Raw genomic sequence first — 14505 nt, 5'->3', positions numbered from 1 at the left:
GGCTACTTTGAGTGGATTTTCCAGTTGCCGCCTTACGTTGTAATTCCGAACCTAAATGCCCCCGCAGCTTCAATCCATTGGGTACAAAATGCAGCACGCAGAGAATACAGGTATTATAAATTCCTGCCAGTCGGTATAGTTCATCTATCACTGCCACACTTTCCACTTCATCATTGGCACTCTTTACAAGGTCGGCGATGCCGTCAATAACTACCAACTGGATGCCGCCATACTGGTAATAGAATTTATCCATACTTTGTACGATAGCGTGCAGGCGTTCTTTACGGGACATACCCGTCAGGCAGAATGCTTTCAGTTCTTCCGGTTTGTTCGGTTGCTTAGCACGTGTCAGCAGGTTACTTACATTTTTGAACAGTTGCACTTCGGACTGTTCCGTATCATAGAGTAATACCGCTTTGTGTTTACTGTTGGCAGCTATCTGTATGCCGAGCGTATCTATTTCCTTATCCGGTTGGCAGATACAGCCCGCTAACATGGCAGCTATATAATTACTCTTTCCTGTTCCCTCGCCGCCTGTAATACCAAACAGGTTTCCTTGTGTTCCCAATGGAACATCCCCGGCAGAAATTATTACTTGCGCTTTTGCCGGGGGATTATTGAAGTCTATTTCGCACGATTTAAGCATAATCAATGTATCACTATATAGGTTATCTAAAAATTCGATAAACAATTTCAGGAAATCTTCACGGGTATTTCCTGCCTTAAAATAATCAGAAATATCTTTTTCTTCTTTTGTTCCAGGAAGCGGTAGAAGTAACCGTCTTATTCCAAATTCTTCCAACTGCTTTTCCTGTTTGCGTGCGCTTTCCTTTCCCGTCTTGTCAGTATCATATAATAAGATGATATGCTTAAAACGGAACGTCAATTTATAAATCAGCGTAGGCGGAATAATCACCGTTTCACTGTTGAAGCAGATAGCATGAAAACCATGTGCCGCCAATGACATGACATCCTTTTCTCCGCCTGTGATAAACAGTGTATCACCCTTTGCGGGTAGCTGCTCTAATCCAAAACAATAGTTTTCCCCGAAATTGCCACCATAGAGGAAACGGGCTTTCGAGAACGGACGGTACAGTTTTATGTACCGTTTGTTCTTATACCCGTACATCGGTTCTGTTACGGATGAAGTATAAGTGAACGGTGTTCCATCCGCTGTTACGCTCTGAAAGTCCCGTAAGGAACACACCTTATAAAGTTCCAATACTTCCGGTGTGATACCATACTGCTGCCAGTACATCAATTCAGCAAGCGGAAATTTCTGTTCCCTGAACTGGTAGGGTTTGCTTTCCTTTTCAGGTGTTTCTTCCGGCATATCATTTACTATATGGAAAGAAGTACGGGTAACTGGTATCGGATTACCTGTTGCCAGTCCCAATCCTAAATCCCGGTCTATGGTTTCCAGTATCTCCACAAAATCCATTGAATTGTTACAGTCCAGCCCTTTAAGTTGTCCCACGAAAAAGAAACAATCACCGCTATAACTGTCGTTGCCGAAATCTTTCATCTTATAGATACCACTTCGGCGGTCGAAATAGATGTTACAGGACGCTTTGTTATCCTCATAAAGCGGGTTTAAAAAATTGCGTCCTATCCGCCAATTACCGGATATGTAATGCTTGAACACGGATAACCCATTATTTGTCCTTTCTAATATTTCTTCTTTCCTTAACATATAACTGGTGGTTGGTTATCAGGTCGTTAATACTGTCCTTATCTCGTTTAATCAGGCGTTCTTCCAATAATCGTTTTATTTCTCCAATCTTGTAGAAATAATGTCCCTTGATATTGGAATAAGTGACAGTCCCGGCTGTCCGCAAGCGTTGTAATGTCCGGTCACTGATTTTTAGAAATGTGCAGACCTCGTAACTATCCACCCAAATTTCATCCTCATTGGTACTTTCCGCTTCTGTGTGATTAAATATATAATCGGCAATAGCGGTAATCTTGTTGTCTAATTCCTTATAGGCTTTTGACTCAAATGTTATTATCTCCATTTCGCTAACTAATTGATTTGCTGCAAAGATGGCGGGTTTCAAAAGATAAAAATTACAAGGTATAACCAAGTTGGTGAATATTTATTTTTCTCTTTTTCAGTAGCAAAAGCAGGGTGTTATTACCCGAAAATGCCGCATTTCATATCTAAATCGTATAAAAACAAAAACTACCAAGTTGGTAATTACTTGGTAGTTTTTATGTGGACTAAATATCTTTATTACAATTCGTCCGATTCCATTCGCTTTAACAGTTGTTCGATTACTGATGTAAAAAAGGCAGTTCGATTTTTCTTTCTGTTTTTGAGAGTTAGATATGTTCGATAATAATCTCCTAAATCTATATCAAAAGCTGCTTCAATGAAAGCCATGATTTCTTTTATTGTCACATTTCCATTATTGAGTGTTGCAATAGCAACAAGTCCATATCCAAACTCTACTGCATCTGATTTAGAGCCAGTCCATTTCAGATTAAAGTCAGAAAGTGCCGCTCGTATTTTAGATATTTGCATTTTCCTGTCTAACAATTGTAATTGTCTATTGAGATATATTCGTAGCATTTCATTCGACAAAATTTTAGCTACTTTGTAATCATATCCAGTAGAAAAGGCTGGGTCTTTATCTAAAAATGCGCTATCAACACACAATCTAAAATTCGCTTTATACCGAACAAAGTAATAAGAATCTAAGTGGGTTGCTTTCGAACGATAATATTGGTAGAAATCAAGATTTTGGTCAAAGAAATATTTTAAATTATCCAATTGGCAATGAAGATACTCTCGTTGTACATCATCACTGCCAATCGGACGTTTCATCTCAATTCTTGTTATTTTGTAAAAGTATAAATACCGACTAAGAATGTCAGGCTTTATATCTTTAAAGAAATGAATTTCTTCATCTTCGTTCTGAAATTCATATTTTACAGTCATGCTCCGCAAGTTATCGAATAAAGGTCGTATGACATCTATCATATGCAAAGCATCCTCCACGCAGACATTTTCATCAATGCCAAGCAACTCCACTTCTTCATTTATTCGATGCAATATTTCATTGATATAATCTTGCATGATTGAATTTCGTTATAATCAGAAATTTGCATTTCGGGGTGTACGTGGAAACGGAATAACATCCCGAATGTTTGTCATGCCTGTAATAAACAGCATCAACCGTTCAAAACCCAATCCAAAGCCTGAATGGGGAACAGTGCCAAATTTGCGTGATTCAAGATACCACCACAGTTTTTCGGTATTCATATTCAATTCTTTCATTCGCTGCAACAATTTTGTATAGTCGGCTTCCCGTTCAGAACCTCCTATGATTTCCCCAATTTTCGGAAATAATACATCCATTGCACGAACTGTTTTTCCATCTTCATTCTGTTTCATATAGAATGCTTTTATTTCTTTAGGATAATCTGTAACAATCACAGGGCGGCGAAAATATTCTTCCACCAAATGACGTTCATGTTCAGCACATAAATCAATTCCCGGTTTTACAGGGTAGTCAAACTGACGCCCGGATTCTTGTAAAATCTCTATAGCTTTAGAATAAAGCAAACGCATAAATTCATTATTTGCAACGAAATGTAATTTATCCATTAAACCATTATCTACGTTGTCATTTAAAAAAGCTAAATCACTTTCGCAATTTTCAAGTGCATAACGGATTAGATATTTCAAAAAATCCTCTGCCAAATCCATATTGTCGTTAATATCATTAAAGGCAACTTCCGGTTCAATCATCCAAAATTCGGAAAGATGACGGAATGTATTTGAATTTTCTGCCCTAAAGGTCGGGCTAAAGGTATAAATTGCCCCCAATGCTAACGCACCAAGCTCGCCCTCTAATTGTCCCGAAACTGTTAAATTGGCTGGGGAACCGAAAAAATCATCTTTTAATTCCGTTTTGACTTCAAAGAGTTCTCCTGCTCCCTCACTATCAGATGTTGTTATTATAGGAGTATTGAAATAGAAGAATCCTCTTTCATTGAAATAACGATGTATGGCAAAAGCCATATTATGGCGCATACGAAATATTGCGCCAAAAATATTTGTGCGTAAGCGTAAATGAGCTATTTCCCGTAAGTATTCTAAAGAATGTTCCTTTTTCTGTAAGGGGTATTCCTGTGGGTCTGCTATTCCATATACTTCAATATCTCCGGCTATTACTTCTACTTGTTGTTTACCTCCGGCAGACCGGATAAATTTGCCCTTTATACCGATTGAACTTCCTGTAGTAATAGTCTTTAGCATGTTCTTTTCAAACTTTACATGTTCAATCACAATTTGAAGATTGTGTACAGTAGAGCCATCATTTAAAGCAATAAAGCTTATATTTTTACTCTGCCGATGCGTACGAACCCAACCTCTCACATAGACATCAATTCCATAAATATCTGATTTTAATAAATCTACGATTCTTATTTTCATAACATTATTCTTTTATGCAATATCTCTAATACTTATAATAAGAGCATTATTAGACGTAAACTTGTCATTAAGAAATAAATCATAATTCAATTCAACACGAATGCGGTCATCATATATTTTAAGCTGATAAAGCAATGTCCTTACTTTTATATTAATATCTCCATCAGCAGTGATATAATCCGATTCCGTTAATTCCCCATTTAGGAAAGACATTTCAGTAAAAATCGACCCTGTACGATATAAATTAGCTTTTTCCGGATTGATTATCAGTCGGTTTTCAACAACATGTCCTCCTGCACATAATTCTCGGTATAAAACAGAATGACTACTACCGGAACGTGAATAGTTTCCAATGGCATTAGTTACTATTTTATCCGTATAGTCGTCATACCGTTGAATATTTTGAACGATTATTCTAACATCCTTTTTCATAAATGAGGCAAGTTCTCACGGTATTGCCGCAAATAAGATTCATCTTGATTATGGATTTGTTGTTCCAAAAAATGAACCATCTTTTGCTTATCTGTTTTTAAGTTACCACGGACTTGGATTAAGTTAGAAGCTCCATCAGTAGCAAACCTTGCATTTACCGTCAAGCTCTGAATCAGTGTTTTTAGCTCCTGCAATTTTTCAATCTCTGTTTCCTCTTTCCAATTTCCTGCTTGAATTTCTTGAAATAGCTGAGAGGTTGGATAGATGGTTAGCATGGAAGCATCTATGATTTGTGGGTGAAGTTGGTTGAAGATTTCCGCAGTTGCCTTTGCGCCAATTTCCCCTCTCCCTGAACCGGAAATGCCAGTCAAATAAAAGAAATTGTAGCTCATATCCACCTCTTCTAACTTTTTGCATTGTTCGATAATATCTTTAGACAAATATCCCTTTTTCATAAAAACAAGTGCTTCATCATCTCCCGTTTCAATTCCAAACGTAATTCCATCATAACCGAGGTCTTTCAACTCTTGCAAGTCTTTGACGGATTTCTGGCTAACATCAGTTATTCTTGCAAAACAACCGATGCTCTGACAGTTTGGAAAATATTCATGTACCATCTTCGCCAATGTTTTGAGCTTATCCACACTAAGTACAAAAGGATTAGCCCCTGTAAAGAATACTCTGTCTGCATCTTTATAGTAGTGATTAGCTTCTTTCAAATCTGATTTAACTTCTTCGAACGGTGACATTCGAAACTTGAAAGGCAAGTCTTCATAAAGAGTACAGAACTTGCATGAATGGTGAGTACATCCTGCTGTAACTTGAATTAAAAGGGAGTATGCCTCATAAGGCGGTCTCCAAATAGTTCCTGTGTAATGCATAATTATTTCTCCTTTTATTTATGTAAACAATGACCAAAAACAGTAGAATATCAACTGTTATTTAGTTTCTTTTTCGATGGCAAAGTTACAAATATACTTAGTATAAAAAAAGAAGTTACTTAAACGTTAGACAGTTACAAAGGGGTAACTATTTTTGCGTATCAGATAGTTACATGCGAAAAAAAATAAAAAAAGATGGGAATGGTATATTTATAGGGTGATGTAGAGAAGATTTATAAAAAGCACCCGGTGTCCCTCCGGGTGCTTCAACCACAAAAAATTCAATTATAATCTATCTATAATGAAACTTTCTGTGGCAAATATAATGATTTTCATTCTATTTCTTCGGCTTGCCTTTCTTTTCAGGAAACACGAAAGTAACATTAAACTGCCCGTCAAAGGCAAGTGAAGCGTCAAAGACTTTACCATCCCTGTTCTTGAACCCTTTGATTAGCCCGGTTTTCCCGGTAGCCACCAGTTCGGTAATCTGTTTGTCTGTTAGTTGCTTTTCGCTCTTGTTGCGGAAGATGGTAACGGAACAATCCACATTGGAACATTTGGCGACTTTCGGATAGAAAAGGATGCGTCCGGTCTTGCATTTGGGGCAAATGCAACCACTACCCGAAGCGAAAGAAAGCTGAACGTCCAAAAGTTCAGCCGTGATTTGCCGTGCATATACTTCGATGCCTTTACGGAACGTATCGGGGTTCATTTCGCCGCTTTCTATTTTGGCAAGCGTATTTTCCCACATTCCCGTCATTTCAACGTCTGCTATCTTCTTGTCCCGGATGATATTGTAAACGGCAAGACCTTTCTCGGTCGGGACAAGGTTCTTTTTCTCCCGGACGATATACTGCCGAGAAAACAGCGTTTCGATGATGGCTGCCCGTGTTGCGGGCGTGCCTATACCCGTATCTTTCATGCTGGCTTTCAGGTCGGCGTTTTCCAGTTCCTTACCTGCTGTTTCCATTGAAGAAAGCAAACTGCTTTCCGTGTGTAACGGCTTGGGCTTGGTCTGTTTCTCCAGTAATTCAATATCGGAAAGCGGTAAACTATCTCCGTCCTGCATGGCGGGCAAAGTGGCGTTATCTTCCCCGTCCTCTTTCTCGCCGAATACGGCACGCCATCCGGCGGACTTGATTATAGACCCTTTGACCGTGAAAAGCGACCCCGCACATTCCAGCGTTACACTGGTAACGTCTTTGACGCATTTTTCAGAAAAGGCTTCCAACATTCTTCCGGCTATCAGTTCATAGATTGCCTGTTCGTCTGTTTCCAGTTTACCGGGCAGGTTTTCCGTTACTATCAGGGCGTGGTGGTCTGTTACCTTGCCATCGTTCACGGAACGGGAATTTAAGGCTTTACCTTTCATTCCGGCTGCATACCCGGCAAAACGGGCGTATTGTTCCAAATTAACAAGACGTTCCGGGATTTCCTCGAACACGTCCTGTGAGATATAACGGCTTCCGGTTCGGGGGTAGCTGATTAGTTTACCCTCGTATAACTTTTGTGCGATGGATAGGGTTTTGTCTGCGGAAAAATTCAGTTTCGTATTCGCTTCTTTTTGGAGTGAAGTTAAATCATAAAGCAAGGGCGGTTCTTGATTCACTTCCTTACGTTCTACGGTTTTCACCTGTACTGTTTCCGCTTCCTTTATCCTTTGCAGCGTGTCGATGGCGGGCTGCTGCATATCGTACTTTTCTGTGGATAGTGCCGTAAAAGTTACATTGTCCTTAGTTGTCTGTAATTTCAGTTGCCAATACTTTTGCGGGATAAAGTTCTTATTCTCTAAAAAGCGGGTACATATCATCGTCAACGTGGGCGACTGTACCCGTCCCAAAGAAAAAATACCTTGTCCGGCTGCCACACTTAAAGCCTGTGTACCATTAATTCCTATCAAATAATCCGCTTCGCTGCGTGCCTGTGCCGAAAGGAAAAGGTTATCATACAGGCTACCGGCTTTCAGGTTTTGCAGTCCCTCACGGATTGACTTGTCGGTAAGGCTGCTTATCCATAAACGGACAAAGGGCTTGTTGCATCCGATATACTGGTAGATGTAGCGAAAGATAAGTTCTCCCTCTCTCCCTGCATCGGTGGCGACAATTATCTTATCCGACTGGTCGAATACGTCTTTGATTACCTTTAGTTGTTTCAATGCGCCGGGGTCTGCCTTGTACCCTTTTTCCGCTTTCACTTGTCGGGGGGTAAGTTGAAAACTATCCGGGATAATAGGCAGACTTTCCCGGCGGAAACTCTGTATGCCGTATGCTTCCGGCATTGCCAAACCTACAAGATGGCCGAACGCCCAGGTAACGAGATACCCGTTACCTGAAAGATAGCCATCCTGTTTTTCACTCGCTCCTAAAATACGAGCAATATCCCTTGCCACGCTTGGTTTTTCTCCGATTACTGCAATCATTCTAATTTTGATTTTAATTGTTCCACTTCTTTTTGTTTTAGGATTTTCCGGTCATAATAGATGTGATAACCATCTACATAAAATTGTCGGTTCTGCTCGTCTATGGTTTTCCAGTCTGTTTCGTAACAGACAAGGGTAAACAGGGCGAAACCGACAACCGGGATAAGGATTAACACCGCTATCATCTTTTGCGTCCCCTGCTCTGTTTGGGTTTGTCCGTCTGCTCCTGCTTCTCCTTTTTATCCTGCTTGGTCTTTTGTTTTTCAGTGGGCTTGTCCTGACCCTTTTTCAAAGGTTCTTTCACTTTCTTGGTGGCTTCGTTGGTCTTGCCTTCCGAATTGACCGCTATCTGTGTGCGGTTCTTGCTTGCCGGAGTAATCTCTTTTACGGCGGAACGGTCAAAGCTGGGATTGTCACTGTAAAAGCCTAATTTTTTCTTATCATGGTTTACCTGAATATAAGCATCGTATTCGACCCCTCGCTTGTCTTTCAGTCCGGCAACAAAGATGGTCTTGTCATTGACTAAATCCTGCTGTTGCTGGCGGGATAGCTCTATTCCTGAAATGCTTTTGGGAATGGTTACACCGTCACTGGTGACAAGGCTGTTCTGCTGCGTCTGTTTCTGCCCTTGCTCCTGTGACTGTTTGGCATTGGGATAGATAAATTCCAAACTTTTCTTGTCCGCATTGACCTGAACGGTTGCGGAAAAGGGATTTTTACGGTTGGAAATCATATTTTCAAGGAATACCCCTTTTCCTTCCCGTAAGGCTTGCTGTTGTTCCTTGTTCAGTTTGGCACCCTTTATTTCATCCGGTATTTGGACGCTGCTCGCACGCATGGAAACCAGTTCGTTTGTTACCTTATCCACGCTGACGAAAGAGGGTATCATTTCTCCCGTGATATAGTTTTTCAGGTTTACTATGCGTCCCATATTGCCCGTTTCAAGAAGATTGGCTTTATCCTCTTTGGAAAATTCATGTCCGAAGAACGGGCGTTCAAGTTCCGGCTTTTGTCGGATGCCGTGTATAGCCAAAACTACATTCCCGTCTTTGTCGTGCCGGAAAGATAAACGTGCGTCTAGTTTCATAATGGCTGAATTGTAGTTTCCAGCAATGGTAAACGCTCCGGGGGATTTGTAGCCCCTTAACATGGGTTCTAATGCTTTTGACTTTTCAAGCTGTTCTTTGGATAGACCAAAATTCTTTAAGGCTTCCCAGTCCACTTTATCCGGGTCAATCACATACTTACTTTTGTCGGGTTGCTGCGGTGCTTGCGCCGTTGCTCCCGTTTCTTTGGATGGCTGCTGTGGTTGTTGGGTTTGGGTTTCCTGCTGTTCTTTCTTCGCTTCCTGCTTCACGGTTTCAGGTGTTACCCGGTAACGCTCTATGCCCGCTTCATTTTCGGGTGTCGGATGATTGAAGTTATCCCTGATTATCGGCTCGATTTTGGGAAGTTCAATCTTAGGGATTTTGAAGAAGTTGAAACGGGTCGGGTTCTTCAACTGGTTCATCATGTTGGAAAAGAAGTTGGAAAAGAAATCACCGTGACGGTCGAATTTCAGAAGTTCGCTGTTGTTCTCCGGTGGTACGGTTTGGAGTTCCCCGTTTTCATCCACGCCTTTTACTGCGCTGATTGTCTTTTTCTCCTTATCCAGTACAAGAAGAATATCCATCATCTGTTCGTCAGTGGTGGATTGGTTGGCTGTGTTTACATCCATAATGTTTTGAATTTTAGTGAGTAAATAAAAATTTCGGAAGTAAAAGTAAGGATGAAATAGAGTATATTTAAGGATTTGGGAATAGGTGGCTTCATTAGTCCTCGTTTGGCTTCATTTGTCCGCAGGCAGACAAATAAATATTGCAATCATTGAAAAAGAGGTTAAAGTTCATTGCTCACTATTGTAGCTTTTTGACTAATAGCTAAAATCCCAATAATTTTTTTAATCAGAGATTAAGAAAGAAGTATCTTTTTAAATCACTAATTGTTTTGTACCATAAAATTATTACAAAAGGAATATTACTATAACATCTTATCATATATTCTAAGCCTAATAAAATGAAAAAATGGCTGCCCAGAGAAACTGGACAGCCGTCAAAATTAAAACTATTTCTCTTTTGTCACTCCTTTAAAAGGAGTACCATCTGATTTAACATCCATAAATTTTCCTGTTTCGGAATTTCGTTTAACCCAATTACCTGTTTTAGGATTAAAGGTTTGAGTTCTTCCTCTTACAGCCCCATTACGATGTCCATCGCCAACTTTACCATTTCGTGCCATAAAATTTCTTTTTTAAATGACTAACTATATTCTCATTAATAACGGGTAATGAGTTTTCCCGATAGGACGAACCAATATTGAAATATATTGCAATCTGTTCGTTTTATTGAAAACATGACTATATTTGCAGTAATATTGGATTTTCAATAAAGTAGGAATGGCAAGGGTAACCAACCCTGTAATACTCCTATAGTTTTAACATTCCTATGATAAAGCCTTAAAAGTTACCCGCTTTTGAGGCTTATTGTTTTTTCTTGGTTTATTAGCTATTTAATCTGATTCGTACTTCTTCTTTAACTTTCACATTGCTATGTATAAAACTAAAATTATCAAGCAATTGAGTAACTTCATTGTATATATTACCTTTCTTTTTGGTATCTTTGATGGTTATTACAAGACAAAAGTCTTGGCTTGGTGTTCTATCTTCCATCTCACATTTTTCTTCTGTAAAATGACGATACAATCCTTCCATCTTTAAATACCAATTCTTAGGTGCTTTTAGAAATTTCTCCTTATTAGCAGGCGTAAATTCATCAAAATTTACACTCCATTTTTTGACTGGCTGGAATTTATCACCATAAGCAACCAGCATTCGTTCAGTTGCAAAAGGAGAAGTGATGTCCTTGGATGCTTTTTTGCTATAATTTGCCATTGCTAAAACATTTTGCCTTCCGTCCGCACCAATAGGATTCTTAACAGTTCGCTTTGTAGTATCACGTTCTATCTTTTCATCATATGTGCCAAGCATAACATCTATATTAGACTGACAATATTCTGCACCTTGTGAAACCTCCAGAATAGGCGATGTAACTAATGTAACTGTAACTTCTCCATAAAAATAGCCTTCATCATCCACCATGCTTTGAGGAAATGGAAAATCAAGTATATCAATAAAATGTCCTCTTTCTAATGTATCTTGAAGTATAAGTGTTATTTCATTAGGTTCATTAAAAAGAATATCTTTAACATTAGAAGGAAGTCCAAATCCTGTATATTTAATTTTATCAGCTATCTGCATTTTCATCTCCTCCGGATATTTTGCAGAGTGTATAATTAAAGCTTTTAATAAGTTTGGATTAAAGGATTCATTTAGCATCGCATCAAGTCCAGAAGTTATTGCAGCTATTCTGGGCGTTGAAAAACTTGTACCAACATTCCCAACTACTTGACCTGAAACCGAAAATGATTTAACAGGGTTTGTTGTAATATTATTGAAACTATCTAATCCCACGTTACCTCCAAAATGAACTACATCTGGTTTTATTAAATGTGAAGGACCACGTCCAATTCTTGAAAAAGGAGACGGATTATTTTTTTCTGCAATATCAGTATTATTTTTATCATGTGCTAAAGAACCTACAACCAAACCTCTTACAGTATCTGCTGATTTTGCTATTCGTTCAACCGGAGCATTCAATTTAAAATTAGTACAATTACCTGCTGATTTACAAATAAGAACATTGTTTTGTTCTTGTATTTCATCTAATGCCTTGGCAAAATCAGAGAACTCATATAAATCAGCTTCCCTATTAGTTCCTAAAGAAAGATTCCATACTTTTACATCAGGATTTCTACTGACAGCATCCCATATTTGAAATATCAATTCATCTTCAGTTATACTTTGTTTTGAAGTATCTGGCATTACAATAGCTTCCAATAACCTACACCCATCAAATCCAGTATAATTTTCCCCCTCTAATTCATCTCCATATAATAATACTCCTGCAACAAAAGTTCCATGACTTTTATTTACATCTTCTTTAGAATAGTATGTAATGCTTTCGTCACATAGCCAAGGCTTTAAATGATCTATATCTGCAATTCCTGTATCCAATATTCCTACTACCGGATATTCAATACCAGCTTTAGGATATTTTACAGGTATATTATTCTTTTCAGAAACAGAATCCATAGTAATATCATAAGTTGGCATCTCTGATATTAATTGAATACCATCAAATTCTTTTATTTCATTAAATGCGTCTATAGTGATACCATCTATTCGGTAAATATTCAGTTCTCCAGAATAAGGAACACTTTTATAATTTAACTTATGCTCTTTACAATACTTTTCAAATTCTTTAATTAAGACACTATTCAAAGAATTGTCATAGTAGTTAAATAGTTTGACTTTCAATATTGTTCCGGCAGTAGGTGTTACATTAACTTGAGGTTTAAACTCTTCAATGTTAATTATAGCAGAAATACCTATGATAACAGAAGGAGTAGGATGGCTCATTTCTGCATATGCTATTTTATCAGAAATTCTTCGCAAATCATCTTTGTTATCTATTTTAACCAAAACCTCATCTTCACCACTTACTCCAATCGTATTTAACTTACCTACATTAAATAGGTTTGCAACTTCTCTGCGATAAGTTTTAGCTAAGGCATCAGAATTCATCTTTAATTTTACAACAGAAGGAACGTAGTTATTACGTCTCACTTTTCTTGACAAAGATTCTGCAACTTCATTTAACACTTGTCTAAAATGTATTGATTTCTCACATACAGTTTCAGGATTGACCCATTTAGGTGGCTTATTGCTACTACCACCTTCCGTATCTAATTCGTCTTTTTGTCTTTTTTGAAAGAACTTAATAGGAAGATTTTTTGCCATAACTATGATTGTTTATTTAAATAATTGCGAACTTGTCTAAGAGAAATCCCCATCCTATCAGCAATAGCCGCTTGGGGAACTCCATTGTCATTCAAATATTCTACTAACCCGTCAACAGTAAGATTACCTCTATTGTTAAACTCAAACAATTCAATCAGAACATCTTCATATTGGAGAATATCTCTATTGCTTATAACAATTTTAGCTTTTGCATTATTGATGATTGTTTTTATATCAGATGGCGACTTACCAATAAGTAATTTAGCTATTTTATCGCATTTTTTTTCATCAGTCGTAAAATCCGTATTAAAATCATCTACAAAAGTTTTTAATAGTCTAACTAACTCTTCATCTTGAGGAACACCTATTTCTATAACCGTATTAAATCTTCTCCAAATTGCTTTATCTAACAATTCTGGATGATTAGTAGCTGCGATAAGAATATTCTGTTTTGCAAAAGAATCTATATTTTGCAAGAGGCTATTTATTACTCTTTTTAATTCTCCTAATTCATATTGGTCATCCCTTGCTTTCGCAATAGCATCAAATTCATCCAAAAATAAAATACAAGGTTTATGATCAGCAAAGTCAAAAATTTTTCTAATATTCTTGGCTGTATTCCCTAATAAGGAAGACACAATGGCATCAAACCTTGCAACGACTAAGGGCAATCCTGTTTTTTCAGATATATATTTAGCAATAGTTGTTTTTCCACATCCCGGACTCCCATAAAGAAGTAGTGAATTTGACGTTTCTACTCCTTTTTGAATTAACTGACTTTGGTGTTTTACAACATTAATAAAGTCTGCTATTTTATTATCTATCAATTTTGGTAGAACAATTGGCGTACTATCAACCGAGGGGACTGATACATCTACAATACTCAATCGGCTTTCTTGGTCAACAGGTGTTGTTAGCAATTCATCCATAGTAATGGTCGTAGCCATTCTATTTTCTATTGCTTTCATAATCATTTTAGACATCCTGCTATCTCCATCCTTGCCCATTTTTTCGGCAAGTAACTTGGAATAGCTATAGACTTTTTTCGTGTCTTTAGCTAATCCCCCTTCTATTATTCTTAATATTTCTGTGTACATAATCCATTAAAATCAATTATGTGGCAAATGTAGCATTTTTCGTAATACAAAACAAGCATATTGATATAAATATATCAAATATCGTAAATAAAAACACGATTATCGATATAACAACACCAACGAAACGATATAAACTACTATTCCTTTATTAAATATTGCAATTCAGGGTCGTTCTTTATCCGTTCCATTTCATTCGTGACAATCTGCTGGACTTCTTGCTTGACCCGGTTGTAATTTGCCTGTATTTCTTCCTGCATCCGGTCGTTCCCGTCCTCGTCCCGGAAATCTATAATTTGGGGCAGCTTTTTGTAGTTTGGAAAATCCACTCAAAGTAGCCC

12 protein-coding genes are annotated in these 14505 nt (G+C 38.0%); all 12 read right to left on the bottom strand.

Annotation, left to right across the window (positions count from 1 at the left end; all coding sequences use genetic code 11):
- A partial coding sequence (locus BWI44_RS06720) for a bifunctional DNA primase/helicase (protein ID WP_286812351.1) occupies positions 1-1693 on the bottom strand: 1693 nt, incomplete at its 3' end.
- On the bottom strand, positions 1656-2015 hold the full coding sequence (locus BWI44_RS06715; RefSeq protein WP_057318916.1) for a helix-turn-helix domain-containing protein: 360 nt from the start codon (positions 2013-2015) through the stop codon (positions 1656-1658). The genes BWI44_RS06715 and BWI44_RS06720, both read right to left, overlap by 38 nt.
- Before the next feature lie 218 nt (positions 2016-2233).
- The gene (locus BWI44_RS06710; protein WP_286812348.1) at positions 2234-3079 is read right to left on the bottom strand and encodes an RteC domain-containing protein; all 846 of its coding nucleotides are present in this window, start codon (positions 3077-3079) and stop codon (positions 2234-2236) included.
- 18 nt (positions 3080-3097) lie between these two features.
- Positions 3098-4441 (bottom strand): asparagine--tRNA ligase, encoded by a 1344-nt coding sequence (gene asnS / locus BWI44_RS06705; protein WP_117904551.1) that lies wholly within the window; start codon positions 4439-4441, stop codon positions 3098-3100.
- Between the two features lie 12 nt (positions 4442-4453).
- Positions 4454-4873, bottom strand: a complete 420-nt coding sequence (locus tag BWI44_RS06700; protein ID WP_010803749.1) for a YwiB family protein — start codon at positions 4871-4873, stop codon at positions 4454-4456.
- Complete coding sequence (locus BWI44_RS06695) at positions 4870-5754, bottom strand: radical SAM protein (RefSeq protein WP_057318688.1); 885 nt, start codon at positions 5752-5754, stop codon at positions 4870-4872. Before BWI44_RS06695 ends, BWI44_RS06700 begins: the two co-directional genes overlap by 4 nt.
- A 337-nt stretch (positions 5755-6091) precedes the next feature.
- The gene (locus BWI44_RS06690) at positions 6092-8173 is read right to left on the bottom strand and encodes a type IA DNA topoisomerase (RefSeq protein ID WP_286812336.1); all 2082 of its coding nucleotides are present in this window, start codon (positions 8171-8173) and stop codon (positions 6092-6094) included.
- Positions 8170-8358, bottom strand: a complete 189-nt coding sequence (locus BWI44_RS06685) for a hypothetical protein (RefSeq protein WP_286812335.1) — start codon at positions 8356-8358, stop codon at positions 8170-8172. Before BWI44_RS06685 ends, BWI44_RS06690 begins: the two co-directional genes overlap by 4 nt.
- A complete protein-coding gene (locus BWI44_RS06680; RefSeq protein ID WP_286812332.1) occupies positions 8355-9890 on the bottom strand; it encodes a DUF3945 domain-containing protein in 1536 nt (511 codons plus the stop codon). The genes BWI44_RS06685 and BWI44_RS06680 overlap by 4 nt, the downstream gene beginning before the upstream one ends.
- A 386-nt stretch (positions 9891-10276) precedes the next feature.
- Positions 10277-10450, bottom strand: coding sequence for a hypothetical protein (locus BWI44_RS06675; RefSeq protein ID WP_087880416.1), 174 nt, complete (start codon positions 10448-10450; stop codon positions 10277-10279).
- Positions 10451-10712: 262 nt separating this feature from the next.
- Positions 10713-13070 carry a S8 family peptidase gene (locus BWI44_RS06670; RefSeq protein WP_073348161.1) on the bottom strand — a complete coding sequence of 786 codons (2358 nt, stop codon included), beginning with the start codon at positions 13068-13070 and terminating at the stop codon, positions 10713-10715.
- A 2-nt stretch (positions 13071-13072) separates the two neighbouring features.
- Positions 13073-14167 carry an AAA family ATPase gene (locus BWI44_RS06665; protein ID WP_057318690.1) on the bottom strand — a complete coding sequence of 365 codons (1095 nt, stop codon included), beginning with the start codon at positions 14165-14167 and terminating at the stop codon, positions 13073-13075.
- Positions 14168-14505 lie beyond the last annotated feature (338 nt).

The organism is Bacteroides sp. Phil13, from assembly GCF_001940965.1.
In the GTDB taxonomy this organism is placed as follows: domain Bacteria; phylum Bacteroidota; class Bacteroidia; order Bacteroidales; family Bacteroidaceae; genus Bacteroides; species Bacteroides intestinalis.
The sequence above is the reverse complement of the archived record's forward strand: the minus strand, read 5'-3'. Positions and strand labels throughout refer to the sequence as shown.